25 protein-coding genes and 2 pseudogenes are annotated in these 25,820 nt (G+C 58.6%); 6 read left to right on the plus strand and 21 right to left on the minus strand.

What is annotated here, in order from left to right; translation table 11 throughout:
- Positions 1-93: 93 nt before the first annotated feature.
- The 11 genes and pseudogenes from NKJ08_RS27870 to NKJ08_RS27910 all read right to left on the minus strand — a co-directional run.
- Positions 94-415, minus strand: a pseudogene (locus tag NKJ08_RS27870) (UvrD-helicase domain-containing protein); the annotation flags it as partial.
- Between the two features lie 55 nt (positions 416-470).
- Positions 471-2,249, minus strand: a complete 1,779-nt coding sequence (locus NKJ08_RS27875) for an SIR2 family protein (protein WP_352784319.1) — start codon at positions 2,247-2,249, stop codon at positions 471-473.
- Between the two features lie 101 nt (positions 2,250-2,350).
- Positions 2,351-4,786 carry an AAA family ATPase gene (locus NKJ08_RS27880; protein WP_352784320.1) on the minus strand — a complete coding sequence of 812 codons (2,436 nt, stop codon included), beginning with the start codon at positions 4,784-4,786 and terminating at the stop codon, positions 2,351-2,353.
- The gene (locus tag NKJ08_RS27885) at positions 4,783-5,409 is read right to left on the minus strand and encodes a hypothetical protein (protein ID WP_352784323.1); all 627 of its coding nucleotides are present in this window, start codon (positions 5,407-5,409) and stop codon (positions 4,783-4,785) included. Before NKJ08_RS27885 ends, NKJ08_RS27880 begins: the two co-directional genes overlap by 4 nt.
- A complete protein-coding gene (locus tag NKJ08_RS27890) occupies positions 5,406-7,157 on the minus strand; it encodes an SIR2 family protein (RefSeq protein WP_352784377.1) in 1,752 nt (583 codons plus the stop codon). The genes NKJ08_RS27885 and NKJ08_RS27890 overlap by 4 nt, the downstream gene beginning before the upstream one ends.
- Positions 7,158-7,328: 171 nt before the next feature.
- On the minus strand, positions 7,329-7,613 hold the full coding sequence (locus NKJ08_RS39095) for a PGN_0703 family putative restriction endonuclease (RefSeq protein WP_502899831.1): 285 nt from the start codon (positions 7,611-7,613) through the stop codon (positions 7,329-7,331).
- A 262-nt stretch (positions 7,614-7,875) separates the two neighbouring features.
- Positions 7,876-8,046, minus strand: a complete 171-nt coding sequence (locus NKJ08_RS39100) for a PGN_0703 family putative restriction endonuclease (RefSeq protein WP_502906357.1) — start codon at positions 8,044-8,046, stop codon at positions 7,876-7,878.
- Between the two features lie 174 nt (positions 8,047-8,220).
- Positions 8,221-8,811: a hypothetical protein gene (locus tag NKJ08_RS27895; protein WP_352784325.1), complete on the minus strand. Its 591-nt coding sequence runs from the start codon at positions 8,809-8,811 to the stop codon at positions 8,221-8,223.
- A 9-nt stretch (positions 8,812-8,820) separates the two neighbouring features.
- Positions 8,821-9,609: a PD-(D/E)XK nuclease family protein gene (locus NKJ08_RS27900; protein WP_352784328.1), complete on the minus strand. Its 789-nt coding sequence runs from the start codon at positions 9,607-9,609 to the stop codon at positions 8,821-8,823.
- A 285-nt stretch (positions 9,610-9,894) separates the two neighbouring features.
- The gene (locus tag NKJ08_RS27905; protein ID WP_352784331.1) at positions 9,895-10,140 is read right to left on the minus strand and encodes a DUF6074 family protein; all 246 of its coding nucleotides are present in this window, start codon (positions 10,138-10,140) and stop codon (positions 9,895-9,897) included.
- Positions 10,141-10,297: 157 nt separating this feature from the next.
- Complete coding sequence (locus tag NKJ08_RS27910; RefSeq protein ID WP_352784334.1) at positions 10,298-12,937, minus strand: UvrD-helicase domain-containing protein; 2,640 nt, start codon at positions 12,935-12,937, stop codon at positions 10,298-10,300.
- Between the two features lie 230 nt (positions 12,938-13,167).
- Here NKJ08_RS27910 and NKJ08_RS27915 point away from each other — a divergent pair, with 230 nt between their 5' ends.
- The 3 genes from NKJ08_RS27915 to NKJ08_RS27925 all read left to right on the plus strand — a co-directional run bounded on the left by NKJ08_RS27915 (position 13,168) and on the right by NKJ08_RS27925 (position 14,752).
- A complete protein-coding gene (locus NKJ08_RS27915) occupies positions 13,168-13,833 on the plus strand; it encodes a hypothetical protein (RefSeq protein ID WP_352784336.1) in 666 nt (221 codons plus the stop codon).
- A gap of 215 nt (positions 13,834-14,048) precedes the next feature.
- Positions 14,049-14,345, plus strand: a complete 297-nt coding sequence (locus NKJ08_RS27920; protein WP_352784339.1) for a hypothetical protein — start codon at positions 14,049-14,051, stop codon at positions 14,343-14,345.
- Positions 14,294-14,752, plus strand: coding sequence for a hypothetical protein (locus tag NKJ08_RS27925; RefSeq protein ID WP_352784341.1), 459 nt, complete (start codon positions 14,294-14,296; stop codon positions 14,750-14,752). Before NKJ08_RS27920 ends, NKJ08_RS27925 begins: the two co-directional genes overlap by 52 nt.
- Before the next feature lie 14 nt (positions 14,753-14,766).
- Here the strand turns inward: NKJ08_RS27925 and NKJ08_RS27930 are convergent, their stop codons facing one another.
- From NKJ08_RS27930 to NKJ08_RS27965, 8 genes and pseudogenes are all read right to left on the minus strand, one after another.
- The gene (locus NKJ08_RS27930; protein WP_352784344.1) at positions 14,767-15,219 is read right to left on the minus strand and encodes a hypothetical protein; all 453 of its coding nucleotides are present in this window, start codon (positions 15,217-15,219) and stop codon (positions 14,767-14,769) included.
- 44 nt (positions 15,220-15,263) lie between these two features.
- Positions 15,264-16,166: a hypothetical protein gene (locus NKJ08_RS27935; protein ID WP_352784346.1), complete on the minus strand. Its 903-nt coding sequence runs from the start codon at positions 16,164-16,166 to the stop codon at positions 15,264-15,266.
- A gap of 141 nt (positions 16,167-16,307) precedes the next feature.
- Positions 16,308-16,640 carry a hypothetical protein gene (locus NKJ08_RS27940; protein WP_352784348.1) on the minus strand — a complete coding sequence of 111 codons (333 nt, stop codon included), beginning with the start codon at positions 16,638-16,640 and terminating at the stop codon, positions 16,308-16,310.
- Between the two features lie 68 nt (positions 16,641-16,708).
- Positions 16,709-17,626, minus strand: coding sequence for an endonuclease/exonuclease/phosphatase family protein (locus NKJ08_RS27945; protein WP_352451809.1), 918 nt, complete (start codon positions 17,624-17,626; stop codon positions 16,709-16,711).
- Between the two features lie 100 nt (positions 17,627-17,726).
- Positions 17,727-18,767, minus strand: a complete 1,041-nt coding sequence (locus NKJ08_RS27950) for a ComEC/Rec2 family competence protein (RefSeq protein ID WP_352784382.1) — start codon at positions 18,765-18,767, stop codon at positions 17,727-17,729.
- A gap of 57 nt (positions 18,768-18,824) precedes the next feature.
- Positions 18,825-19,070 (minus strand): annotated as a pseudogene (locus NKJ08_RS27955) (MBL fold metallo-hydrolase); the annotation flags it as partial.
- Positions 19,052-20,884 carry a gluzincin family metallopeptidase gene (locus tag NKJ08_RS27960; RefSeq protein WP_352784350.1) on the minus strand — a complete coding sequence of 611 codons (1,833 nt, stop codon included), beginning with the start codon at positions 20,882-20,884 and terminating at the stop codon, positions 19,052-19,054. The pseudogene NKJ08_RS27955 and the gene NKJ08_RS27960, both read right to left, overlap by 19 nt.
- A 59-nt stretch (positions 20,885-20,943) precedes the next feature.
- A complete protein-coding gene (locus tag NKJ08_RS27965; protein ID WP_352784353.1) occupies positions 20,944-21,783 on the minus strand; it encodes a S1/P1 nuclease in 840 nt (279 codons plus the stop codon).
- A 241-nt stretch (positions 21,784-22,024) separates the two neighbouring features.
- Between NKJ08_RS27965 and NKJ08_RS27970 the strand changes: the two genes are divergently transcribed.
- Positions 22,025-23,083 (plus strand): hypothetical protein, encoded by a 1,059-nt coding sequence (locus NKJ08_RS27970; RefSeq protein WP_352784356.1) that lies wholly within the window; start codon positions 22,025-22,027, stop codon positions 23,081-23,083.
- Positions 23,084-23,765: 682 nt separating this feature from the next.
- Here the strand turns inward: NKJ08_RS27970 and NKJ08_RS27975 are convergent.
- Positions 23,766-23,906: a hypothetical protein gene (locus NKJ08_RS27975; RefSeq protein WP_352451805.1), complete on the minus strand. Its 141-nt coding sequence runs from the start codon at positions 23,904-23,906 to the stop codon at positions 23,766-23,768.
- A 121-nt stretch (positions 23,907-24,027) separates the two neighbouring features.
- Here NKJ08_RS27975 and NKJ08_RS27980 point away from each other — a divergent pair, with 121 nt between their 5' ends.
- A complete protein-coding gene (locus NKJ08_RS27980) occupies positions 24,028-24,492 on the plus strand; it encodes a hypothetical protein (protein ID WP_352784359.1) in 465 nt (154 codons plus the stop codon).
- Positions 24,493-24,961: 469 nt separating this feature from the next.
- On the opposite strand, the gene NKJ08_RS27985 is transcribed toward NKJ08_RS27980, so the two are convergent.
- Positions 24,962-25,255: a hypothetical protein gene (locus NKJ08_RS27985; protein ID WP_352784362.1), complete on the minus strand. Its 294-nt coding sequence runs from the start codon at positions 25,253-25,255 to the stop codon at positions 24,962-24,964.
- Positions 25,256-25,598: 343 nt separating this feature from the next.
- Here NKJ08_RS27985 and NKJ08_RS27990 point away from each other — a divergent pair, with 343 nt between their 5' ends.
- Positions 25,599-25,802 (plus strand): hypothetical protein, encoded by a 204-nt coding sequence (locus tag NKJ08_RS27990; RefSeq protein ID WP_352784365.1) that lies wholly within the window; start codon positions 25,599-25,601, stop codon positions 25,800-25,802.
- Positions 25,803-25,820 lie beyond the last annotated feature (18 nt).

Genomic DNA, 25,820 nt, shown 5'->3' on the forward strand with positions numbered 1-25,820 from the left:
ACGGCCATCCACAGAGCCAGATCGAGGAACTCATGCCCTGGCGATTCCGGAAAACATCAAGCCCAAACCCATAGGTGATCGGCGAGGCGCTTACGCATAATCACGCAGAAGCCGCGCGCCGATTCCACGGAAGGTACCGGCCCATGTCAGAGCATCGGCCATCACGCCGCCATTGCCGTTGAAAACGCGGTTGCAGATTCGTTCGACCCGACGTGACATCTCGGCCGCCGCACGGCGCGAGAATGTCCTCAGCAGGATCCGGCGCGGATCTGCGCCGCCAACAATCAGATGGGTGACCCGATGGGCGAGGGTGTTGGTCTTTCCCGATCCCGCGCCTGCGATGAGTGAGAAGAGGTGCCGCAATCATCGCCTTTGCGTCGACGACGCCACGCTCGACAGCACGCCGCTGCTCGATTCACTGAATCACGTTTCTCGTTTTGTTCGTAATGGCTCCGCAGTGGCCGTTGGCTTTATTGCCACTCCATCCAGCCGGCCACACGCCTGAGATTGAGGGCGAAAAAGTCTAGATAGGCGTCGCTTCCGTGGGCAAAGCCGGCCTTCAGTAGATCGGCGCGGATTGGCGGCACGAGCAAATCTTGTTCCACGGCCTGTCGTGCCGTTTCACGCCAGCCAATACGCCCGACGGACATGCGTTCCTTGCGGTCGTGGACAGAAAGGGTAGCCTTCAATTCATCTTCACTGTGTTCTTCCAAATGGGCGAGCGCCCCAAGTGTCTCGAACCGATCGAAGATCAGTCCAAGTTCGGATTGCATCCCAACAAACGACCGACCCCATTCGGTGAAAACATTCAAAAGATGGTCGCTTAGAGGTGTCTTTCGACGATCCAGTCCTTCAAGCGTCCTCCATGTGTTTTCATCGAAGCCTTTCCAGTCCCAAAGAAAAAGTGTTTTCACCAATGGCTTCGGGGTGCGGTCTTCGCGGGGCATCTTGAGATAGAACAGGTCGTGCAATTCTCTCCATCGTTGAGCGCGGACCAACCCCAATCCGTAGGCGGTAAACACCAACAATGCGGGATAAGACCTGAGTCCAAGCCAAATACTAAGGCCACTTCCTTCCTTGTTGGCATGCGAAACCAAGGCCCTTACGATATCGGACAACTGCGAAAATTCCGCGCCGTCACCCCACCGACCCATCGCGCCGGCGGCTCTGGCCAGCGGCTCCGATGCGGCCTGATAAATCTGGACGCGACCGCGAAATTCCTCCGGAGTCCAACTGCCTTGTGGCGATAGCTCGGACATGCCCATCCGATCCAATAGGCGCTCACCCTCTTGCGCGATGATTTCGTCAAGTTGGATGCGATGCTCTCCCTTGGCCAAATACCGCTTTACAGTGCTAACGAGTAGCTCGACGCTTAGCGGGTTTTGTTTCCGGGTGTGGCTTAGGGTCTCGACTCGTTGGGCCAATGAGACGAAGAATGTATCTGCGTCTGAAATCGTCACCTGTTGTGCTTTTCGGTGGCCAATCAGTTCACCAGCACCGCTGCCCGGTTCACCACGCAGGGTCCAGAAAGTAGGATATCGTCGGTTTGGTGCCCGTAAGATGGCTGCACGTAGTGCATGATCCCAGTCGCCAGACCAGCCACACAAAATAAGTCCGTGCTCATCGAAAATCCGATCGAGAAGCGCGTCATATTCGGGCGGATAGCCGTTCAGTTCTTCATCGGTGTTAAGGATTCTCGCATCCTTGTAATCACCGTGAAGCTTGAAGATGTAGCATGAGCTGTGGGACAACGGCTCTGCTCCGGCGAGCGCATCCACCGACCACACCACAGTTGGTTCAACACCTGCCTCCCTGAGCGCATTTTCCATCAACCGATCAAAATTCGTCGTGACGATCACTTTAAAGTAGCCGTCACGGACCAATCCGGCGATAGCATGATGTGCGGCCGTGGGGACTTTTCGCCGATCAATTCGATCCTGTTCATCAGGTTCAATGTACGAGTGCAGGATTGACCGTCGTTCTGCGCGCGATGATGCAAGTTCTCCCAGCAAAATAGAGTAATTTGGCTCGCTACCAGTCTGGGTTCGATACCATTGGGCCCAATCGGTCGGATCCGCCGCTCCCTGTGCCAAGGCGACGCGACGAACGAGATCGAGGGTGATTTCCCAGCCCGTTGGTATTCCCGCTGACCGGGAGAGCCCTGATCCCAGCAGCAGCGCATAAACGCCCTTGTTCTCAAATATAGAAAAGGCAAGTTGAGTGAGAGGATCGCCTGCCAAGATGCTCATGCGGGTTCCAACAACATATGACTCTTGATATGTCAGGACAGTAGAAGTTCGTTCCGACAGCGATCGTGAATATTCCCCTGCTAAATCTGTGAACTATGAACCTATGCTGCCGACCGCAGCGCAGTTTCCTCTTTGAAACTACGCCGATCAGGTAAGCATCGCGTATCCTGTTTAGGGCCACGCGAGAGTTCAAGTGACAACAAACTGTCGCCGGCAAATGCCGGACTGAGTTCGAGTCTCAGATATTCGAAGAGTTGACGATCGTGCACAGCCACGATCACTTGACGCTTTTGTCCCTTTGAAAGCGTCCGAAGCAACGCCGCGAAATGGGCGATATGCACGTCATCCATCGATTGAACCGGGTCGTCAAGGATCAGCCATGGCAACTGGGGCGCGACGCTCAAATGGAGTGCGATGAACAACGTCAGTGCAGCGGTGTTGAGATTCCCGGCGCTGAGCATTGCGCCCGGCGTGCCGCCGGCGCCGCCCGAGCGATGGGTGGTAATGAGTTTCGGATTGAGCCGATGCGTCGATTCGCTGGGGATCCTAAACGCAGGAACAAAGGGTTCATTCGGCGCCAGCCGGACAAAGAGATCTCGCCAGAGGCGGTTTAGCCGCTCATTAAATTCCCGAACGATAATGAGCGAACGAACAACCTCAACCTTTGCCCTGATTTTCTGAGCGTCGGCGCGGATCCCATTTGCTTTGCTTAGGGCGCTTTCGACTTCACTATATGTGCTCGTATCGTCACGGATCAGCTTCTCGGCGAACTCGCGTCTCGCGACTTCTGCTCGTATTCGCCGGAGAGCATCCTTGGCAGTGCGACGCGCGCTGACGCGCGTGTTCAATGCAGCCGTTCGCTGATCGAGCGCATCCAGGAGCTGAACGATGGCGGACTGGGGCGTGGCAATCAGTTCTGGCGCCGCCTGACCGAGCGTTTCAGTGAGCTCGGTCAATGTTGCCATCGTGGCGGTGCGAGCCAGATCCGCAGACTGGTGGCCAGCGAGAGCGCGGCGCGTGGCGGTCTCGACCGCAGCTCGGCGCGATCCTTCTCGAGCGACATTCTCACGCTGATCAAGTTCAACAACCAGGGCATCAACATCGGCAGACTCGCGCTCAAGGTCCGCAAGGGCTTTCGGTTCTAGAAGGCGCGACTTGAGCTCGGTCGCCTCGCGTTCTAGCCGCTCGACCAAGACCTGCTGCTCGGCTCTGTTCGTACTCAGGCCAAGCAAACGCTCTGCCGATCCAGAAAGGGTCCGCACCTTGTGGTTCAAATGCTCGGTAAGCGGACCTTGGCCCTTCTCGGCAAAATCGCGATCGCACACAGGACAGTGATCGTTCAAAACGAAAGACGACAGCTCCGCGAGTGCAGCGGCCAGGTTCCCCGAGTTGGTGGCTATGCGTCCTATCTCGCCGTCAATCGTCGTGAGATGCTTGCCGGCGACGATCAGTTCCGCCGTCACTTCCGATTCGCGCTTGGTGTCTTGAGCGGCGCGAACTTCGCGCTCGTTGAGCTGTACTTTCCGCGCCCGCAGAAGTTTCAGCGCATCAAGGCGCATCGCTTCCGGATCGGCTTGCGATAGAACTACATCGGGCAAAATCTTAGTGACCCGGTCACGTAGTTGGGAGAATACGTTCTCGAACTCTCTCTGCCATCCCTGGAGGTCGCTGTTCGCCTTACCATGGGCTTCAGAGAGACTCGTTTCGTCCTGTTGCGAAACGGTGGAAACGTTTCGCACTGCTTCCTGTTGGACGGCCAACACCTGCCGACGCTGGCCTGCCAAATCATTCAGTTGCGCATCTTCCGGCGATTGGGAGATCGCCTCCTCGATCAAATCTAAGCGCGTTTCGTCGATCGGGTTGAGAAGCTCCAACTGTGCCAGCGCCAGATTTAGATCGCCAAGTGCCTCAGCAATTATCTTCGCGGCCGCGTCGCGGGCTCCGCGATGTTCCGAGAGGGTTCGCTCAAGCCGTGTCTTTTCATACTCGACCTGACCATAGCGGTCGGTGGTCTTCCTTAGATTCCTGATGTCCGCTGCAGGGAGCAGCCCTGTTTCAATTGCATCAAGGCGGTCAAGGCCAAGCAACTCGTTGACAAACCGCGACAAGGGCGAATTCGGAGCCGAGTCCGAATCTTGATAGATTTGCAACAGCTGTCCGAGGAACGATTGCGGCAGATAACACCGTTCACTGAAGAACGATGCTGGTCCAGCCGGCAGTTTCTCGCCAGGCTCGACCCCGGCCCTCGTCAGAACTGAATGGAAATGATTGCCTCCGGCCAGCCCAAGAGTACGAAGGTCGATGTGCCCGCGTTCTGCCGAGCAGTGTAGCAATTGCTTTTGATACTGCGGATCCGCTCGGCCCAACGAAACAACACGCCCAGTGAGCGCCGTCTCGATCGCTGACAAAAGACTGGTTTTGCCGGCGCCGTTCTCACCATGGACGAGTATGACCTTAGCATCTAGTGGAGCGCGCACCATACCCTTGATGCTACGGAAGTTGGAGACCTCGAGTTCTTGGAGCTGAATATCAGTCATGAGCTGGTCCGCAGCGTCAGGACTTCGCCGAGACGTGCGCCAAGAGCCTGAGTAACCGCCTCCTCTCCATGAACCGACGCCTCAACGAGCCCGTCGACCAATTCGCGATCTAGGGTCTTCGGAAGCGCTGCAAGAAGTTCGGTCATCGTGTCGCTTTTCGACGTGCGTTCATCCGCTTCGTCCGAACCTAGGTCCAACGGCAAAAGGACACGGATTTGGTCGTCTAGAGCTTCGGCAACAGCGACATTGATGGGCCGGCCGTCGGCGTCAAGGGAGGCACTTTCCACGCTGAGGACTCGACACGTCGCGGACAGGGCTTCCATGTCTCCCTGCAGCATCGCTCCAGCAAGGATCACTGTCAGCACGTAGCGCGATTGCGTGATGTCCAGGGCCCGGCTGAGCGTCTCGATACGCTGCCGAACCCGCGTCGCATCCCTATCGCCATGGTCGCCGGTAGCCGTATCGACAATTAGGATGAGGTCGAGCCCGCGACCGTCACTGCCGCGCAATGCCGCGGTAAACTCGAAGTCCACTGTGGCAACCTTGAAGGGGGTCGCCAGTCTTGTGTAGCCAGCCGCCTCCAAACGTTTAACCAGGCCGTTCACGAGCAGAGTGTCGTTCATAGCGTAACCTCGCTGACGAACCTTGTCTTCAGACTGGCAAAATCTGGCTCGGTATCGAGCATCTGCGCTATGCTGACATGTCGTGTCCCGACCTTGCCTGTGCGGCCGGGAGGGCGGCTGCGTACGCGCGCGCTATCGACATTGTTAGGGAACATTTGTTGCCACACGTCATCGGCATGAATGACAACGGTGTTTTCGTTGGCGAAGGCCCCATGTTTCTGAAGATCAAGAGCAACTCCTGTCGATCGGGCGAGGAAAATAGCGCGTGAAGGAGCACCCGGCCAAGAACCCGTGCTTGCTATCGCGCCTGCCCCAAGGGCTTCGTCCGCGGGAGGCCTAAGCTCCCACAATCTCACGTTCTGGCCGTGTTCGAGAAGAGAAAGCGCGATGGCCATCTCTCCAAAACCGGCTGCTCGTACGTTCATGTCGCCCGCCAATTGTCCAACCGGAGTCGTGCTTATCACCTCATACGCGTCAGGCTTCGTCGGCAAGTGACCATTACGAAACAGGCTAATCATGCGCGACCATACAGCGATGGCGCGTGTGGTGAACTCAGTTCGATCAGTACCAATTGCACCCGCAATCGCATCCCGCATTCGGTGGAGTCCGGCTATGATAGGCTCAGTCTCACCTACGAACACAGTCCCAGCCAAACGCAGACTCAACAATGCGCTCAGCTTGTCAGTTAGCAGCTTCAGGATCAGCGCAAGCAGAACCTGCTCCGCCCAGGATCGAAGATGTGCACCGCCCTCGATTTCATCGACGAACTCGTTATACGTGCCCGCGTACACCATTTTCAGCATTGTGCGCTGACCGTCGCTGATCGCTTCTTCGCAAAAGACATGGCCTTGAGCTCTAGGCTCGCAAGGCCAAGGCCACGGGTTCGCTTTGCGAGCCTTATTGAAGGTCGCCTGCAGATTCACGTCCTGCAGCGAAAGGCCAATCATTAAAGCTTTCAAATTAGTTGCAGCAGAAAGTACTTCGGTTTGCATTGCCGCAAACTTCGGGTTTTCAGGCCACCCGATGATCTGGGTTTCAGAAGCAGTCAGGAACTCACGATATACGTCGGGATCCTCTGTTGCGTGGACAATACAGCCGTGAAATTTGAGGAGACGGGCCTTGGCCGCAGCATCTCGTAGATGACCTGGATCAACGACAACCTGCAGGTTTCCTTTTACGCCCCCGGCGAGGCGCTCCACCGCGGCTTCGATGAAGCCATCCCAATTTGCAGATGCTATCTCGTTGACGGCACCCTCGAGGATCAGGATCGCGATAGATAGATGCTCGGCAGCCGGTGGTGCGGGGTCCTTGAAAGCGTCACGGATGTCGACGCCCTCCCAAAGCAGATAATCCTCGCGTTCGCCCTTGATTCGGATGTCGAGAAGCTTGGAATACTTATTCCAGAGAACGCTGACGATCTTGTCGCGAAGCTCAGTTGGCCAATCCGCGAACTGTTCCTGAAAGTGCGGTTCTACTACATCGACGTTGATCTCGCTCAGTTTCAGCGCGGCTCGAAACGCGGGCTCGAACTTTGCTTGGGTGTCGGGATCCACTGCATGTTTACGCAGGAACTCCATGGCGCGAATGACGATCCCGCCGAGACTTGGCGCCTTGCGTGAAATGCCGGACCCCACCCAAAGCGCAAACTCGCCATCCTCAATGGCAACTGCCATCGCGCGAAAATCGCCGTCAAGTTTCTGGAGGGTATCCAGCACAGTGATCGAGGAGGCTGTGGGCAGAGGTGTCATTTCCACCGGAATACACACCCTGGGCGTTCCCTGCTCCGCCGAAGGGAGCGACGGAAAGCCCTGAGATCATAACCTCGGCGACCGAGAATCCACTCGTCGAACAACACCTCGGTTCTCGTAGAATCCATTATCGCCCCCCACTCGCCATAGTAGCGGCTAATCCTTGATTTCCTACAGCAAAGATCGTTGGGGGCTGCACAAAACGGAAATTGTGATTTCTAAATGCCATCCGCCCGTCGCTTGACCCGCCCAGCAGGGCACAACCCACGCCGGAAACGAACTCAAAACTGGATAGAAACTGGGGGCAAGGTCAGGCGCGATATGCAGAACGCGGACGCGTTCCGTGCCGTCTTCCTTCGTGGCCTGCATACGCGATGCCAGCATTTGCTGACGAAAGAGCTCGTAGAACGGCTCCCAAAACAGATCCGGGAGCTTCAGGTCTGCACTGCTGCGCAACGGGCCGATCGGCGCGAAGGCGATGTTCTGGTAGCGGCGAGACGCTCCGCTTCGCGCTTCGGCTCGGGCGGAGCGCCGTAGGATTCAGTGTACTTCCACTCGACGAGCAAGGTCTCGACTCGGCCTGCCTGCCGGAACGCAAACGGCATCGGCGCTTGTCACATTGGCGGCGCGCTTCGGGGCCATTCGTTCAGGTAATCCGTACGGCCGATCCATTCAAAGCCGACGAACCAGGGTTCACCGTCCGGCCCTTTCTCGACCTTCAGCATTTCCGGCAAGTCGCCAAGCGCGCTTTGGACGAGTCGCGGCAACATCTCCGGACGCGCGTCGCGAGAGGCATCAGGAAATTCAGGCAGCAAACCTGTGACGAGAGGCCATGAGCGGCATGCTGATGCCAAGCGATGGCATTGTCGGCGAAAATAGCGGTTGGCAATGTCGTGGATGTCGGGGTTTAGGTTAGAAAGGCGGTTCGCGGGAGCAAGGCGAAAGGCGCTCCTTTCGAAGCCGGCTTCGCCGGGAAGGTAGGCTTCGAAGAAGGCAGCCTGCCGCGTGCGTTCCTGTAGTACGAAGTGAGGCTCGCATGGATCCGTCATGGTGACTTTGACCGTTAGGCTTTCCTCGCCTTAGCGAGCAATGTTGAAAACAGAGTCTTGGCTTTGTCTGCTCGTTCCAAAGCCTCCAGTAGCGGGGTCATCGCCTCTTCAAGGCGGCCATCGGCAATCGCGGCAGCAACTGCTTTTGAATCCAGGTTGCACACCGTGTAGAAGTTGCCGCTATCGCTGAGATGGAAATCGGTCTCGGCCAAAACGCGAGCGTGATCTTTCGCGAGGGGTTTCCATTTCCTCGTGCCCGTGGAGTCTTGCCCGAACCAAAGACAAAGTTGGCCGCCTGCGACACCAAGATAGCGGGAGAGCCAGAAGTAAGGCTCCTGACCTATGCCTTCGCCGGTATCATCCGGTCCCTTGTCCGGATAGAACCAAGCCTCCGGCTGACCTTCTAGAAACCATTCTTGGGGAGCCGTCCAAGGATTATCTCGCTCGAAAGCTCCTTTCCAGCCTTGTTTCTTTGCCCAGTCATCGAGATGCTCGATAATCGACTCCCAAATGTTTTCACCAATGACCTCAATTCGCTTTGCAGCGGCATCGAGGTCCAACAAGTTTTCTACGATCAATCCATCAAGTTCTGCGTTATCGGTCATTCAAACTCCTTAGTGAAATTGGCCCACATGCGCTGCGAAAAGCAGCGCTAGTCGCGTGGAGAAGGTTTCCGCGCCAAGATTTCGCGCGACGGATTTGATCGCCCTCGAAACGTCTGCCCACCGAAGCTGGATGCAATTTGTGGGATCTGAGGGCGATGTTTCTGAGAGGTATAGGACGGCCCAATGCTGCTTGCGAAGGCTCGCCGCCTTTGTGGCTGCCAACTGCGCGTATAGAGCTACTTGGTCCCTTTTGGTTTCAAGCGCGTCAATCTTGACTTCCAGGAACAGGAGGAAGTTCGCACCCGTAATCTCGATATCGACACGGTGATCCCCATTGCCAAGCGGATAGCTCTCACGAACCGCACCTTGAACATCCCTGAGCAGGAAGCCCGCCTTGCGCGTCCCGCCGATGCGGTTCCAAATCTCAATCAGGTAGGCATCCCCAGCCCCGTGAGAGCCACCGGGATCGAGCAGCCAAGTTAGAACCCTCGCTGTACGGACCTCGTTGCGACCCAACCCCGCGACAGACCAGACGTCGATTGCGTCGCCGCGCTGCCGGGCCTGTAGCAGCGCGGGCGACAGTGCGCTCAGCACTTGGTCGAGTTGCGCTGGCACGAGCGTTTCAGGGGCCGAGACTAGGGCGCGGTGGTTGGCTTTCAACCCCGATCGAATCCGGAGGAGGATATCGCGCAAATTCTCGACGTCGACTGTTCTGTGCGGCTTCAGGTTCTTGCGCCAGTCCTTCAGAAATGAAGCGAGCCGTGCAAATGACGCAGAGGGCTGCGGATCTTCAGGCATCAGCCGTACGCTCGGCAAATCTCGCCGCCAGCTTTTCCCACTCGTCCTTGATCGCGAACGCATCCCGAAACTCGGCAAAGGCCCATGGATGACCGCCGGATATACTCGATGTGGAACCGTATCTCGCCCGAGAGCACAGCTGCGGAACTTGCACAATAGCATTCGTGCTCACGACGAAAGAATTGCCCATGGAGACACCCGGGGGGCTCGCTATGGTAGCGCCACTGCATCCGCCAAATGCAAGGTTTCTCAATGCGGATGAAAAGATCGCCGCGGTCATCGAAATCATGCGCGCGAAGCACTGCGGGTGGCTATTTCGCCTAAGACAGCATGAAGAAGCGTTCCAACTTCCTGTTCGGCCAGCCCAGGTGCAATTCCTGGTTCGGACAGTTGAACGAGAATTGTCTTGGCGGTGCTGCGCCAGAAGGCATTCGCGTCATCCCCGTTCTTGGATTCCAGGACTTGGGCGATACCTTCGACCAATTTCCGCCGCCGATGCAGCGGAAACGCGCTTATGTTTGAATCACACATCGATCACCTCACCCCTTCAATCTCGCGAATAAGCATTGGCGGGTTAAAAAATTTGGTTAACAGCGCTTTTTTCTGACGGTGGCCAGCAATGGAATACAGCGTCCGCTACGCTCGGTGGACGGTGCCGCGAATAGGGCATTCGGTCTTACACTGATCGTCATTTCGCAGGCGCTGTGTGATCGCAGTTCGGAAACTGGCTGCAGCCGAGAAACCGGCGATTGGCGGGCCCGGTTCTCTCAACGATGTAGCCGGCACGACACGTGGGACATTGACGTAGAAGGTCGCCGTCAATGGTCTCGAAGCGCAGGTTGTCGCCGGCAATCTCGGAGAGCTCGCGGATGTATCGAGATGGTTCGCGGCTGTTGGCGAGCAGGAACACGCCGCGGCTGGCGCGGGTTAGGGCGACATAGAACAAACGCCGTTCTTCGGCATATTCAAATGTCTCCGGTCGCGGCATGACCAAGTTCAGCAGTTCGTCGTCCTCGATCCGGCTTGGCACCCCGTAATCGCCTTCGCTGATATCGAGCAAGATTGTGTAGTCGGCCTCGAGCCCCTTGGCACGATGGAACGACAGTCCCGAGACGTCGATGTTTTCGAAACCAGGCTTTGCGCTCTTGAACGGGTCGAGCTGGTTGTAGCGCCAGAGCACCATCACTTTGAGCTTCTGGCGCCCATCGTTCCGCCATTGCTCTGAGATACCACCGAGGAAAATGTCGAGGCGCTTCAGCAGCCGCCTACAGGCTTCGCCAAAGTCGGGTTTGCCGCGGTCGCTCGCGACCGGAATGACGCGGATCGATCGAGCGATCGCCGGCCGTGTCGAATGCACCGACTTTTTCAGCTGCGCGGGATTGCGCTGCACGAAGCTCGCGGCAGTCTCGGCGATGAACTGGTTGCAGCGATAGGTCTGCTCGAGGCGACCTTGCCAGCTGGCCCCGAAATTCGCCTCGAACTGCGTGAAGATCGTGATGTTGGAACCGGCAAAACGGTAGATGGACTGCCAGTCGTCACCGACGGCAAATATCTTGGTGAAAGGTTTCTGGTACTTCAGCGCTTTGATGAGATTTGCACTCGGCTCGGAAATATCCTGGAACTCATCGGCGAGGATCAGGGTGTAGGGGCTCTGATACCGGCCGGTCTCCACAAGGCGCGTCGCCTTCGCAATCATGGAGTCGAAGTCGATGCGGTTGGCTTCTTCCAGCTTGCGGGAATAGGCCTCGGTAATGATCCAGACCGCGCGGGCGAAATCCTTGGCGCGGGCGCTATCGTGCAGCGATCCGGCGCGCTCGACGAGCATCTCCAGGGTTAGGTGCCTGGCGCGGATGTGTTTGATGCAGACCGCGATCAGCTTGTGATAGTGCTTGATCACCACCGGCTCGAGGGCCTGGACGATGGCGGTATAGCACTTTCGCCGGAGCGGAATACTGCGCTTGGCGAGCTCCGCTTCGAGCTCTGAGACCAGCGATCCACGACTCGCTTGTGCCGACGTGGTCTCGAACACATCGAGCCCCGCCTCGCGATACGAAGCCCGCTTGCTTTCGGTATGGGCGACGTAGTCGGCGAAGGGCGACGAACCGTCGGCGTTGATGGCCAGATGCTCGTGAATCGTTTGGCTGGCCGTGTAATAAAAGTCCGGATGCAGGTGCCTGATCGCACCGTTTTTGTTTTCGAGCGCGATCTGTCGCTCGTACTCGAATTCCACAGAATGCAACCATAACCAGTTGACGATCGTCTGCTCCTGAAGCGACTTCACGTAGACGCCGGCCATCGTGCCGATGGTGGCATTGCCATTTCGCCACCGCACCGACAGGTAGCGTTCGTGATCGGCCTTCGTATCGAAGACCTCGGCGGGGATATCGGCCTTGGGATGCAGAACCAGAAGGTCGATCCAGAGCCTGGCGAATTCCGGATCGACGCCCAACAAGTCTTCGATGATCTTCTCGATCACCTTCGCCTCACCAGCCGGGTGCTCGACCCAGTCGGCGAGTTGGGGCGGCCGTTCCTCGGTCTCTTCGATGATCTTACGCCCCAGCGCGTGAAAGGTGGTCACCCGGCATTTCAGTTCCCCCGCTTCGACGCCGAGTTGACGGGCAATCCGCCCCTTGAGTTCCTCGGCGGCGCTCCTGTTGAAGGCGAGTACCAGGATTTCGTCGGGGCGATGGAGCTGCTTGTTGAGGACATATGCGACCTTGCCGACCATGGTGGCGGACTTTCCGGAGCCCGCCGAGGCGACCAGCAGGTTGTTGTCCTCCAAGCGGATGCAGGCTTCCCGCTGCTGGTCGGACAAGGATCGCCCGTCGAGATCATCAAAGAATGATCGGTATCTGCTGAGCTCCGCGGAAACGAACTCATCATTGTACCGGTGGCGAACGCTCGGGTCCGTGAGGAACGCGAGGGACGCCGGCAATGCGGCCTTTAGACCCGAGGGCATCATTTCCGGATCGAAGAGCGGATGGGACAAAGCAGCTGCAGCCTTGCCCGGCACGGCCGCGATCACCCTCGCGAGATCGGCGTGGGCTAGGTATTGCCGCTGCTGCTCCGTGATCGTCCGCAGCCGGGCGTCCACCTCGCTCAATCGGCCGCTCTCGGAGGCAACGAGGTCGAACAGATGAGCGTTGACGAAACCATAGAGGTCGGTCGCGAGCTGCACCGCTGCCTGTTCTCCCAGGCAGGCAAGACTATCGACCCGATGGCTGGATCGAACCTCGACGCAATGCCACAGCAGGGCCTTGCTGACTGAGATGGCGGTTACGTCGATGCATGGCATATCGATGGTGCCGGACGAGACCAGTCGTACCATTCCCGGCGTCGATCGATTGAGCGTCAGCTTCCAGCGTCCGGACGGCAGAAACCGTGCGAAGAAACCAGGCCGGTATGTTCGAGTGCGTCCAGACATCCTGGACTAGGTGCCACATCGATGGCGTTGTCGTCACGCCGAGCAGAGCTGGCCAGCAATACTATTTTGTGGCGATCGCGGTCGCACGTGGCAAGATCATCTCTGGATGATGCGAGTCTCTTGTGAGGCGCAAGATGAAGCTGAGACGACTTGAAAAGATGCGCACGGGCGGTACCCGCACGAAGATGCAGCTCTCCATCCCAATGCCCAAGACGCCTGATGGAAGAGTCTATCGCTACTCACCCAATGCGGAGGCCCACCCCCGGCATTTCGTGCTCGGGGACCCTGTCGTCGGATTTGTTGCGGATCCTGATAGAGCCGTCCGGATCAAATATGCTCCTGGCACTCCGGGGACCGTCTGCCCCTACAGTGGCGTCAGGGCCGACGATGCAGAGTTCATGCATCCGGACGATCGCAAGGCTGCAGTCAAGATTGTGAAACAGGCCGCCTTGCAGGACATGCAGGACGCGGTTTCGGACATGCTTGCCGGTGTGGCGCGAGGCAGCAAGTCGATTACCTACAAGCCGGCAGCCCGCCGGAGCAAGTCTCGCCCTCGTTTCGGCCGCCGTGATCTTATGCGCCTTCTGGTCTGCGATTGCTGCGGGCGGGACTATGGTGTCTTCGCGATTGCGCTGTTTTGCCCCGACTGCGGGGCGCCCAATCTGGCGTTGCACTTCGCTCGCGAGGCCGAGTTGGTCGGGCAGCAGGTGGATCTGGCGGAATCCCAGGGTAAGGACCGGCAGGAACTGGCCTATCGCCTGCTCGGCAATGCTCATGAAGATGTGCTGACTGCTTTCTAGGCAACCCTCAAGGTCGCTTATGCCTATCGCGTTCAGAACCGTGTCCCAGGGTCGACACCGATCAAGCCGATCGGCAACGATTTCCAGAACATCGACAAAGGCCGCAAGCGCTTCGAGGAATTCTCGTTCGATCCGTTCGCCGAACTCGACGCAGGGGAGCTTGCAGTCCCTCACTCAATATCCAGAAACGTCACTTGATCGGACACAATCTCGGCGTGGTCGATGCCAAATTTGCGCAACATGCCAAGGAGGCAAAGCTGGGCGAGACCGTTGAACTGGTGGCGGCCGACGTCCGTGCCTTCGCCGCTCTCTGCAAAAAGGTGGTTCGACGGATCGACGATATGCTCGGGGACGCAGCACTGCCACCACCGGCGGACCAGACCGAGGAGGAGGCGATGCCGCCCCCAACAGAGACGGTCGGTGATCTGACCTCGGAGGGATCGGCACTGGGAAAATGGATATGCAAGACTCGGTCGATGGCCTACCCGATCATCTCAATGAGGATGCGCTGATCGCAGCCTTTCCAAACTGGTCTACGGATCAGTTCGCCGAAGCGCTGGCCGAGGACGACTACGTGAGCCTTACTCACACGATTTCCGGGCGTTTGCCGCGCGTACACGTGGGCGCGGACCTCTTCTTGACCTTCGATCCGATCTGCATGGAAAGCGATCCGATTGCCGACGCGCTGCAGCTGATCAGGCTCATCCTGGATAAGGACTCGGTGGACGTGCCTGCCCTGCATGCGGAAAGCCAAATGTCGCTGCGGCGCTTCAACCCCGCCATCGGCATGATCATCGCGGAGATCGGTGAGGGCAGGGTGTCCGAAGCCTACGTTGAGCGCTACCCGGCGCCGTATTTCTTCATCGTCGATTCTGATCGCGTGGCGATCAAAAGGCTGGCTCGGCGGCTGGAAGGTTAGTTGGAGCCGTCAACTCATGCCGATATGCTCGTGAGACGCGCGTCCGACATAGCCGGCGGGCGAGACGTGAGCGACCCGAGCATAGGTGACGGAACGTACCGGACACATAGTGTAGTGCACCCCTCGGGTGAGACAGAGATCAGTAACAGTTCTCTGTTTCTGAGATCGCCGCAGGGGCTTCCCGCCGCGAAGCTGTCCAAGAGCGCGGCGTGCAGTACCTCAGAGATGGCAAAGGTCTGGTACTCGGGCAGAATTCCATGTGACGCGACCTGACGGGCCACGGCCGCCTCGACCTCCTGTGGATTTTCACCAGCGTCGATGAGCTGGCGCGCCGCGATGGGGTAAGCAGCCGCCAACGCCGCTTCGAGCGTCATGCTGCCTTGCTTGAGCAGAGGGGAGGCCACTTTTCCCACCCGCTCCCCGAGCACAAGCTCGACCCGGGAGAACTTCGGCAGTTCGTTGGTCATCGGACCTGATCACTCAACGCTCGCAAGTGCTTCTAATACAACGGCTAGCGAGCACTTAGCTCGTTGCGCATTTTCTCATAGCTGTCCAACAATGCCTGCGACTCGGGAGTGGCGCTGATCGCGTGATTTATGAGCAGCAATCGATATTCGAAATTCGGGTGAGACTGCCCATGATCCCAGAATATGCGGGGATCGCCAAGCGAGCGGCATCCGAAACAGGCGAGTGTTGCCTCGCTCGAGACCACGAAGGAGAGGCTGCTCAGGAACATGATCGCCTCGGTGGTGCCGAAATAGAGGTCGTAGTTGTCGATCGGCGGATTGCCGTTTCCGAGTCGGCTAAATTCCCTTTTCAGGATTGTTGCAACATAATCGTCGGCTTGGCGCTCCCGCGCTTTCGCCTCGGTCTCGTCGTTGTTTGGCACGGCGTCGGCCGTTGCCGGAAGGAACGCACCGTAGTGCCTGTTCGCGATATGGCCCAGCTCATGCAGTAGCAGGAACACGAGCATCGAAATCTGCTTGTCCTGCATAAGCACATTGTCTTTGGACAGAACCGCGAAATTGCGCTCGAAATGCACGCCGCTGATCACAATCGTCCGGCAGCCTGCGGGTACTTCCGCGACGACCGGCCTGGCCTGGTCCGGCCTGATATGATGGACGGGGATCTCATCGCTGCTCGCGTTGTCTTCCGTCGTATTCGAGAAAAACAGTACCAGTTCCGGATCGCGCACGGCCGCGTTGACAATTTCGATCGCCCGTTTGATTTGGGCATCTGTCACCTTGGTGCTCCGCAGGGCAAAATCACAGGCGGCGACGGCGTTGCCCACGCCCAGAATTAGGGCCAACGAGGCGAATGTCAGAATTCGTACGAGCATTTCGTGCTTTGCAACGGTTCGCAGACCGGAGCAGGTCATCAAGGTATTGGCGCGCCGCCTGTGCATCGGTTTCATCTCTGACCGAACTGAGCGTTTTGGCCGCCTCCTGTTCAATGTTGTCCACGCAGCCGAAACGGCTATCGGCGACGCCATTCAGATAAGTTGCACCGGACGTCGAGACGGCGGCGCCTGCACCGAGCAAACCGATGGCAAGGGTCAGCAGGATGCTGGCCCGCGGTCCCATTGGATTGCCTTCTGCAGGCCAGCGAGTACCGTCGTTCCAGCTCCGAACACGACGACCAGCATCAACAGCCATTGTGCCCAGGATTTGGTCTCAATGGTCGCCTGATTCACGCTGGTCGCGATGGCATTGGCTTCGCTGATGGCGTTGTTGATTTCATCCGGAGGCAGCGGGAGGGCACCGTCGAACCCCGATCCGATGCGCGCAAAATCGCCGACGATGCGAAGGGCCTCCGGTGTCAGGGCGAACGTGACAAGAAGGCCTATCGCGAGAATGGCAATACCTATCGCAATGAGTGTCTTCCCCATGCCCCCTCCACGTCGATCAACCAACATGCACCGCCTGCCCCATACCCTGAGATCCGACTTCGCCAGGACTAGGTTACGCTCACAGCAGCAGCAATTTCGGCGCTCCCAAAATCATCGTCCCGCCGCACCACGATTGAGGTTTTCACCAGATAGTGGTCGGAAAGATACTTATCATGCGCCAGGGGACTTGCCGATCTCAGAATATACTGGCGGCTAAACCGGAAGGTTTTCCGCTCGGCGCCGCGCGGGATAAAGATGCGGTCGAACGGAGCATCATTGCCGATCGCGTAGGTCGGGATGTCGTCTTCATTCAAGTCTTCAAAGCCGCTCTCGATGAAGGCCTGAATCGCTCCTTCGTCACGCCTTTTGCAGTTGGTGTCGCCGAGGACGATGATATCACGCTCATCGAAGGCATCGCCAATTGCGGCAATCTGCGCCATCAGTTCGCGCGCTTCATGGTATCGCGTGCGCATCACGACGTGGCGTTGCCCGACGTTCGACTTCATGTGAAGCGGTATCACCACGAAGTCCGTCAGTTGTATGGCTGCGTCTTCACCGGGCCTCGCCGCAAATTTCACCGCATGCGGATGCCTGTCCCAAAGGAAGAGCCTGTCTCCGTTGTCGTCGACGACCTGGTTCGACACGTTGACGCGCAGGGTGTCGCCGACTTTTGTCACGCGGGCCGTGTTCCAGGCGATGCCACAAAGCTGTTCTCGATCGCTCGGATCACGATTCGGGAAGATTTCGTACTCCCAATGATTGCCGGTGTGCTCCTCGACGAGATCTAAGGAGGCTCTGAGGAACTTGTTTCCAAGTTGGCCGCCGGCTGGGAAATCATCCGTGATGTAGAGCTCCTGAATCGCTAAAATGCTGACGCCGGAGAGTTCGATGTGCTCGGCGATGGCGTACTGATTGTTCGGTGAGTCGTCCACTCGCCCGAAATGTTCGATATTCCAGCTGCCGATATGTATGTATCTTGGTTTCATGTGACCCTCCCTTTGCCAAAATGACGGTTCATGTCATCCGAGGAGTTGCCGACGGACGGTCGCCGCGGTGCTGCGCGGGCCCAGATCGACGCCCGGGCGGTCACTCCGCTTCGATCTCGATATCCACATAAGTCTTGCCACTGAGGATGCACTCGAGGTCCGTTCGCGGCGGTTGTGCCTCCATGAGCCACTGCTCCTCCCGGTCCGCATAGTGCGGCAGGTTCGCGGCACCGGCCGCACCGAAGCTGTCCAGATACTTTCGAGCGTTGCCGACGCGCTTGCCGAGCTCGACAAGAAGCTCGGAGCGCGGGATGCTTGGGTACGTGTTCCCTCGTGCCGTCGACACGAGCGCTTTCGCGGCTGGCTGCTCTCCATCGGCAGGAAGGGGAAGGATCGCATTCAGGATCCTGGCAGGCTCGCTTTCGCCGTTTCCGCCGCTGGACCAAGGCGTGGCGTTCTCGCTGCCATGATGGCCGATTTTGAGGAAATCGATCGGCTCGCCCAGAAGTTCGGGCCGCGTGTTCCACATTGTGTTCCAGGAACCATTTCCCTGCCCAAGGCGGAACGTATTGGTCCATTCTGCATCGCCGACGAACAGAAGGCGCCGTCCTTTCCATTCGATCAGCAGAACGACACTGGTGTTGTTGATGACTTTGTCGTTTTCCTGCGTGAACGCGAACAGTCCCGACATCATCCGCGATCGCAGACGCCGGAAATCGGAGCCGCTTATGCTCTCGGGCCTGACCTGGGGCTCGTCCCTGAGCGTTCGCAGGGCACCTGTCGTTTCATTGAAGGCGTGAACGATCTCCGCCCCTTCATCACCGAGATAATAGAGGTCGATATTCTCTTCGGGCCCGAGAACCTTGAGAGTGGCGCCCTGCAGTGTCTCGATCGCCAATTCATCTTCCGTCATGTCGGCATGGACGTATTTGGGTTCGATTGCGTTTCGGGTCGGAAGCGTGGTTCGCAACGCCTCCATCGCGCCGTCATTGCCGAGCTCATAGAGGGCGACGAGGCCTTGGAGCTCAGGGCTCAGGGACAGGTCCCTCGCCGCAAGATTGCGCATGGCCCGCGTCGCAAGCCGGTTGAGGGCAAAGGCGTGTTCGGCTTGAGGATGCTGCGCGTTCATCGCCGCGCTCATCCAGATGTTTTCGATTTGGATGCCGTCGAAGTCCTCGGGGTCGAATCCCTTGATATGGTCGGCATGTTCGTGTGTCGCGACCAGAAGGTCGAGCCGAACCCGCCCACCGCCGGCGTCCGGCAGGATCTCTTTCAGATTTGCGACCGCACGCTTTAGTAGCGCTGCCCGGCCCTTCGAACCGCAGTCTATGAGGATGTGGAAGTTGTCGACCGCACCGTCTTTCACACGCGCCCCGGGAATGCAGCAATAGATGCAGTCGCCGACCTCGACGTCGTAGGCGCGGACTAGGAGCTTATCTGCCACTGCACATCTCCCATTTCATCGTCGCGATCGTCATGGAGGCCGATATGCGGAGCCAGGTGAAAGCGCACCGTGCCGTCGACCACGCGCGAGCCGAGAGGAGCTATGCTCTTCTCGAGCAGCCCAGCCTCCCCACCAATCGGATTGTTGATTCTCCCTGCCGCAATCCGACGGGCCAACGCCGAGAGGCAGGCCGCCCTGCGCTCTCGTCCTTCCTCAAGCTCATCATCGGCGTCCCGGCCCGTGCCAAGCTGTGGCCCGGTACCCGGCTTCCGCGCCCAGTGAAGGACGTTGCCGTTCTCATCAAGCGCGATTGTGCCGCCGCACAGCAGACTTGTGGTCTGGCCTTCATAGGCGCCGAATTCAGCACCGTTGAGCTCGACATCCTCGCGCCAGACGTACTGGACGAGGACCTGCTTCGGCTGTCGGCGCCCGTCGATGGTGAACTTCTGCGCGGTCGTGACCTCAGGAAGAACAATGTCTGCCGTGTACGGGATAAGCAGCGACTTACGGTTATCGTCGAGGAAGCGGTAGGCGTACGCCCGCGAATTCGCGATGGTTTCGACATCGTGAAATATGTCGACAGGCAGACGCCGGAACGTGACCTTTGCTCGGCCAAGCTCTTCACGCTCCGACTCGTCGATCAGCCCGCGTTGTATGAACGCGTCGAGCATCATCGCTCGCTGACCGTCCGGATCGCTCGGATTGGCGATCTCCTCTGCCCGCAGGACGGCGATCGCATAATCTTTGAAGGTGACGTCTACGGGCGGCAGCAGATCGAGGGGCTGCACTGCTACGTTTTGCATCCGTCGCACAGTGTACCAGAATGCCTTTGCGACAGAGAGCTTTTCAACGTCGATATAATATCGCGACAGCCGGCGGAGGATGTCAAATATGGCTCCGGTCAGCACCTCCGACATGAAGTGTTGCGACTGGCTGTCTTTCACGTCAGCAAACCTCTGCTTGTTCAGAGCGCTACGCAGGTAAGGCCGATCCTTCACTTGTCTGCCGAATTCGTCGGCAATGCTGGACAGCGCACTCTCGCTGTCGAGGTCGCCCTCTGTTTTCGCGACGAGTTGGGCACGGAAGGCATTGTTGCGGAAGGCGATCAGGATCGCAGCCATATCGCCCATGAACTCGTGAAATCCCGCGGTCTCGGGCAACACGGACTCGTTATAGTAGGGACGTAGACCATCGAGCACGGCATGGCCGAATTCGTGGTTGATGATGTCGGCTGAGAGGCAGGTGAAAACGCGGCCTGCAGGTCGGTCGAAATAATAGAACTGGAGCGACTTGCTCTCGCGATCGTAGTAGGCGTTTTCGCCGTAGCCGGCGTGGGGAACAACGATCAGCCGGTTGCCCTCGAAACCCCAGCGAATTGGCCGTCCCAAACCAAACCCGTTCTCGAAGTAATCAAGTCCGTTCTGCAGCGTGGCCCAGACGTTCACCTGGTGGAACTGAGGCGTGTTCAGCTTGTTCCGGTCTACCTCATCGCCATTCTGGTCGAGAAAAACGTTTCGCCGAGGATCCCACTTCGCCGGCGCGGCGAAGGACTCAGTGCCGCCGTCATAATCGACCACCACGAATCGTGCACTGGTTGGACCATCGCCCAACCCCGGTTCCCAGGGCACCAGAAATCCATCCGCGAAATCGAACTTCTGGTCCGACGCCGTGATGGCCGGGTCCTGAAAATAGACGTCGAACGGGATGCGTAGGTCCAGTTCCTCCTGTACGTCCCGCTGCACGTATCGGCGCGCCGCATAGACCTGCCTCCGAGCCTCCGGGGAAATGGACAAGTCCTGCGTCGCTCTTGGCATGTCACCTCCCGTGCCGGAGTTTTCCGGCCACCTCACAAACGCTTCGTAACGGCGTCTACTCAATCACTAGGTAGGCAGCTGCTGGTCGAGAAAGCCCTGTTGAGAAGTTCCGCCAATCGAAGGCCCGCGGTTCCCAGCTGGTGGTCGATCAGAGGAAGGTTCTCGTTCCGATAAGCATCATCCAGCACTATGTTGTTCGGCACGCTGGCGATCAGTGTGACTGCGATGCGGTGGCTCTCGTTCGCCCAGTCGGTGGTCGTACCGACAGAAATGGCAGTGGCGTCAGCCGTCCTGAGCCAACCGGTTTCGAGGCGCTCGACATAGCTATCCCATGACCAGCCGGTCTTGTCGATCAGAGCAGCGTCCCAAGTTGAGTGCAGGTTTGTGTTGAACGGTAGGTCTCCGTTCACCCGCTCCAGGGTGGTTATCGTGACATCGATGCCGTTTCCGCCGCGTTCGTCCTTGATCGTGTGCAACGGTTGATGGAGGCCTCCAATGAGGTGAACCAGGAACTTCAGCGCCCGCTGCCGCTGTTCCGTTGGTGCGGTGGCACAGCTGACGAGCGCGAGTTCCCGGTCGATCGCTGCGATGATGCAATCACCAAGCGCCGGGTCGGGTGTGCAGTCGCGAGTCGCGTCGTAGGCTGCGGCGGCGGATGGTATTTCGACGAAATGCCAACGGGTCGTTCTCCGGTCTCGAGCGCGTTCATCATCTGCCCAACTACCGATGGATGCGAGTGACGTACCCGGCCCCAGGATGGATTCGACACCAACGGCGGCCGCGTCGTTCAAACGATGCTGCGCGATCTCCGCAACAATCGAATGACCAGAGGTCCCCCAAGCAAACGCAGTATGAGTTGCCGCAAGTACACCCAATGCTGTCAGCACAAGTGTCCGCATTATGCACGTCCCCTCAAGATCTACATTAAGACATCCTTTTTGTGACAGATGCAAGACAACGGCCTGAGGCCGACGGACGAGGTGAAAAAACTTGAGCTTGGTTGCGGAAGTTGCGATCCAGCCATGACGCAACAGCAAGCCACACCGATGCCGATGGATGGAGGGTTTCAGCGCGAGCTACGCCTTCGCGGGCTGCTGAACTCGGGTAGCGGTTTAGAGGCTTACAAACGCAGGAGACACAATGGGGAAGATGAAAGAGCTGCAGATCGAGACCCACAACCTCGATCGAGATTGGCAAGATCTATTGCTACGCATTCTCGCGCAGGAGGACGTCGGCCTGGCGGCCGCAACGCGGCCGGATGAAGAGCCAGCAGACGAGGAAGAATGGGAACTCTACCGTTCGCTTCCAGACTTGACGTTTACGCCGAAAGAGACAGTCAGAAAGTTGGCCGTCGAGTTCAAGATGTTCCGCTGGCAGAAAGATTGGCAGCGGCATGTAAGAGACGCGATTTCTCACATCCATGGGATCGTTAGAACAGAGGGCTTCGATGGCGGGATTGTCATCGTATCCCTCGACATTTCGGACCAGGCCCTCGCGGAGCTCAAGTCGACCGCCGCACCTGAAGTTCAGATTTGGGGACTGGGCACTCTGAGGTCGTTGGCAGAGAAAGATGACGCACTCGCGGACGCCCTCGAAGCGCTCGTCTCAGAAACTGTCCTCGACGGTGATTCTGGCATTCGCGGCAACGTGGACACGCAATCGCCGACAGGCTGGAAGCTCGCTTCGCGCCTCCGTCAAATCCCAGCCGGCAAGGAAGGTTGGAGCGACTTCGAGAAATATTGCGAGCAGGCTATTCGGTTTCTATTTGCGGCGGAACTCTCCAATCTGAGTTCTCAACAGCGCACCGACGATAAGCTGAACCGAATGGATTTGATTGGCCGGATCAAATCAGATCGCGGTTCATTCTGGTCTATGATCGCCGCCGACTTCTCGTCTCGCTACATTGTCTTCGACGCGAAAAACTATCATGAGCCGATTGGTCAAGCTGAGATCCAAATCACCGAAAAATATCTCTTCTCCAAAGGGCTCAGGACGGTCGCTATCCTGGTCGCGCGATCAGGCGCCGATGAGAGCGCCCGGAAATCTGCCGAGACGATCTTGCGTGAGAATGGGAAGTTCATACTGGTCATCAACCTAGACGATCTGTGCCACATGCTTACGGGAGCGGATGCGGGGGACCCGCCCGAGAACCGGCTTTTTGAACGAATGGACGAGATGCTCATGAAGATGGGTCGATAGACAACCGTCAGCTCGGCGCACGCTCTTAGCGACGCAAGTAGTCACCGCGACTCCGACGCATCAGAGGAACGACCGTCAAGATCTATCTTCACGGCCAGCTTGTCCGGCAGCCGCCCCTAGGGTTGGGTCAGGATTGAACCTTCTCAGCAACTCGCATATTGTTGGTTGAGCGCCGCCATCATCGGCGTGGCCGCTGCCATGGCGAAGGACCGTCGTCCAACGGGTATTCTTTCTCGCGACCGAACCCTGATTCCGGCCGCAAGAGGTGAGCAGCGCATCTCGACAAGGCCGAGATGAAGGACTTCGCGTGTATTCCACACTTGATGGCGCTAAGAAATGCGCAAAGGAGTTGAAGCGGCTGTTTGAGGACAGCGGCTTCGTTTTTCCGTTGAACAAATGCCAGGCAGCAGTTGCCCGCGGCGGGGGCTTCCGAGACTGGCACGATCTTGAGGCAGCTCTCAGCAACTCCGTTCGACCGATCGAGCTAGGTGCCTTTCGCAAGCGGCTGCTCGTAGCGTTGCCCGAGCCCTGCCGTCCACCCGTGCTCGCGTGGCTCGACAAAGATCCGGCGGAAGCAGCACCCGATCGCGAAACACCCCCGCGTTGGTATCGCGACGTCTTTCCGTATCTGTTGGCGACCGCCGCGTTGCACCGCAGTCGCAGCCCTCTGCTACGGCCTGGTTCAGGAGCCGGCCAGCGACTGCGAGAAGCACTCGTCCTCGGCCTCCTTCTCAACGTCCATGGAGGAACGCGAGCCGTCCCCTGGCTTGAGCCCGACACACTTGCCTTTGTGTTCCGTGGCGACCTGGCGTCTCTGTTTCAAGACGATGCTCGGCACCCACGGTTCGACGCCGAGCTTGCGACATTGATCGCTGCCGGCATTCTGGACGTCCAGGAGGGGCGGGTCAGGGTGCTTTCTCCCAATGCGGAGGCGGTGGCGGCGCGTGTTGCTGACAACCGGACCGGAAAGGCCGAGTATTGGGCAGGGGCAGGCGGCGCCGAGGGTACGTGCTCTGCACGACGCGCTTGCTGCTATCGGCGTCCGCAACGCGCGGCGGGTCGCGGACGCCATCTCCCGTTTCGGTTCGGACGCGTACATCACACCCTCCGGGCCGGTGCTGGAGTTACTTTCTTCGCTCGCTGAGGAGGGCGAGGTCCAGACGTTCGCCAAGGCATACGGGCTGTTCACCACCCTTCGGCCGCTCAATGCCCACTATGTGCGCGAGTCGGTACCGGCAAAGATCTCGTCGCGCTATCTTGCGAGTCATCGACGTCTCGATGCATCCAAGATACTCGCATGGGCATCCGTCCATCCGGATTGGCCAGATCAGCTCAAGGCGACGCTATCGAAACCGGCCCTATTCGCTCTCACAGTCAACGCGATGGCAAATGCGATCGCGGTCGCATGATCATCAAACCGCCGCCGCGCATACGGCGGCGGCGGTTCCTCCTAGTTAGATATCCGTTCGGTTCTTGTGCTTTCGTCCTCCCTGCTTGCCGTCCGCGGGCGGATCCAGCCGGAGGGAGAGGTGGTCCATCTTGTTGCCCATCACCTCACCGACCTGTTCGGGGGCATTGCACATGCCTCTAAACCTAGGACGGGAACTCTCCTATTCCGAGAGGGAAGCCCCGGGTATCAGCCGCTTCGCTCCCAGCATATTCCATTTGGGTCGCATGGCGCGGATGAGGGCGGCTTCAAGCCCGGCGGCAGTGCTCACCGGCAGACCGTTCCACTCGAGCGCCTCGGGTGTCGCGACAAAAACCTGCACCGACTTTCCCTCGGCTAGGCACTCGAGGGTCAGCGCCTTCCACGCGCGAGCTCGTCCTGTGGCCTTTGTGGCCCCGCCGGTAGTGGCCCATCCGCGCGTGCAAACCTGTCTAGGTCAGCCCGATATATTTAACCACTCCGTCAACGGCGAAGGCGTAGATTCCAGGCTCGTTGGGCGCCCTCTCGCTAAGATGGAAGGCCTCGTCCGAAAGGCGGGTCCACTCGCCGACTGGCCAGAACCCGGCCTTGATCAATACTGCAGGCGAGGCGTCCAAGCGCGGGCTGGCAGCCGCATGATCCGCCGCCTTGGGTTTCCCGGCGCTACGAGGTCGTTGCCCCTGTGCGCCTCTGGCTTCCTCATCGACGAGCACTTTGCGAACATGCTGGTATCGGAGCTCGAGCATACGGGCGATCTCCGCCCGCTCGTAGCCGGCTAGCCGCGAGCGCCCGAATTCGCGCGGATTTGGTTGTAAGGCCAGTAATCACATCCTCGACCGGAGGTCGTGCGGTTCGCAGGTCAGACATCGATCGACCAGACCTCAATACCATCTTTCTCAAATTGCGGCCGCCGCGAGTTTCCGGGGAACAGCGGAGACATGAAGAACACGTACCGGTTGCGTTCGGGCCGCCCCGCGAGCTTCGCGAGGTCCGCCGCAAGTTTGCCGTTGTTGCGGGGGGTTGCCGCAGCGAAGGTCTCCGCGCCAACCTCACCAGCTCCACGCTCATGATGTCGAGCTCGAGCGACGCATGGGCGCCAGGCGCGAGGCGGAAGCCGCCGATATTCGGATGCAGCTGCAGCAACTGCCTGGCAGCGCCAATCGCGACTGCAAACGTCCAGGTCTGATTGATCTGCTCGATGAAGTTGAGCGCACGATCCTCGATCGAATGAAAGGCGACAGGCTCGAACTTGATCTGCCGCAGCATGTCGAGCGGATCGCCGGTTTATGCTGACATCCAGTCCCGCGCTCG

Source organism: Mesorhizobium sp. M0244 (assembly GCF_040321795.1).
GTDB lineage: Bacteria > Pseudomonadota > Alphaproteobacteria > Rhizobiales > Rhizobiaceae > Mesorhizobium.

Bases quoted from the DNA above. Each gene is read 5' to 3' on its own strand.
- NKJ08_RS27875 (WP_352784319.1), bottom strand. From the start codon at position 2,249: ATGAGCATCTTGGCAGGCGATCCTCTCACTCAACTTGCCTTTTCTATA.
- NKJ08_RS27880 (WP_352784320.1), bottom strand. From the start codon at position 4,786: ATGACTGATATTCAGCTCCAAGAACTCGAGGTCTCCAACTTCCGTAGC.
- NKJ08_RS27885 (WP_352784323.1), bottom strand. From the start codon at position 5,409: ATGAACGACACTCTGCTCGTGAACGGCCTGGTTAAACGTTTGGAGGCG.
- NKJ08_RS27890 (WP_352784377.1), bottom strand. From the start codon at position 7,157: ATGACACCTCTGCCCACAGCCTCCTCGATCACTGTGCTGGATACCCTC.
- NKJ08_RS27895 (WP_352784325.1), bottom strand. From the start codon at position 8,811: ATGACCGATAACGCAGAACTTGATGGATTGATCGTAGAAAACTTGTTG.
- NKJ08_RS27900 (WP_352784328.1), bottom strand. From the start codon at position 9,609: ATGCCTGAAGATCCGCAGCCCTCTGCGTCATTTGCACGGCTCGCTTCA.
- NKJ08_RS27905 (WP_352784331.1), bottom strand. From the start codon at position 10,140: ATGTGTGATTCAAACATAAGCGCGTTTCCGCTGCATCGGCGGCGGAAA.
- NKJ08_RS27910 (WP_352784334.1), bottom strand. From the start codon at position 12,937: ATGGTACGACTGGTCTCGTCCGGCACCATCGATATGCCATGCATCGAC.
- NKJ08_RS27915 (WP_352784336.1), top strand. From the start codon at position 13,168: ATGAAGCTGAGACGACTTGAAAAGATGCGCACGGGCGGTACCCGCACG.
- NKJ08_RS27925 (WP_352784341.1), top strand. From the start codon at position 14,294: ATGCAAGACTCGGTCGATGGCCTACCCGATCATCTCAATGAGGATGCG.
- NKJ08_RS27930 (WP_352784344.1), bottom strand. From the start codon at position 15,219: ATGACCAACGAACTGCCGAAGTTCTCCCGGGTCGAGCTTGTGCTCGGG.
- NKJ08_RS27935 (WP_352784346.1), bottom strand. From the start codon at position 16,166: ATGAAACCGATGCACAGGCGGCGCGCCAATACCTTGATGACCTGCTCC.
- NKJ08_RS27940 (WP_352784348.1), bottom strand. From the start codon at position 16,640: ATGGGGAAGACACTCATTGCGATAGGTATTGCCATTCTCGCGATAGGC.
- NKJ08_RS27945 (WP_352451809.1), bottom strand. From the start codon at position 17,626: ATGAAACCAAGATACATACATATCGGCAGCTGGAATATCGAACATTTC.
- NKJ08_RS27950 (WP_352784382.1), bottom strand. From the start codon at position 18,767: ATGAGCGCGGCGATGAACGCGCAGCATCCTCAAGCCGAACACGCCTTT.
- NKJ08_RS27960 (WP_352784350.1), bottom strand. From the start codon at position 20,884: ATGCCAAGAGCGACGCAGGACTTGTCCATTTCCCCGGAGGCTCGGAGG.
- NKJ08_RS27965 (WP_352784353.1), bottom strand. From the start codon at position 21,783: ATGCGGACACTTGTGCTGACAGCATTGGGTGTACTTGCGGCAACTCAT.
- NKJ08_RS27970 (WP_352784356.1), top strand. From the start codon at position 22,025: ATGGGGAAGATGAAAGAGCTGCAGATCGAGACCCACAACCTCGATCGA.
- NKJ08_RS27985 (WP_352784362.1), bottom strand. From the start codon at position 25,255: ATGCTCGAGCTCCGATACCAGCATGTTCGCAAAGTGCTCGTCGATGAG.
- NKJ08_RS27990 (WP_352784365.1), top strand. From the start codon at position 25,599: ATGGGCGCCAGGCGCGAGGCGGAAGCCGCCGATATTCGGATGCAGCTG.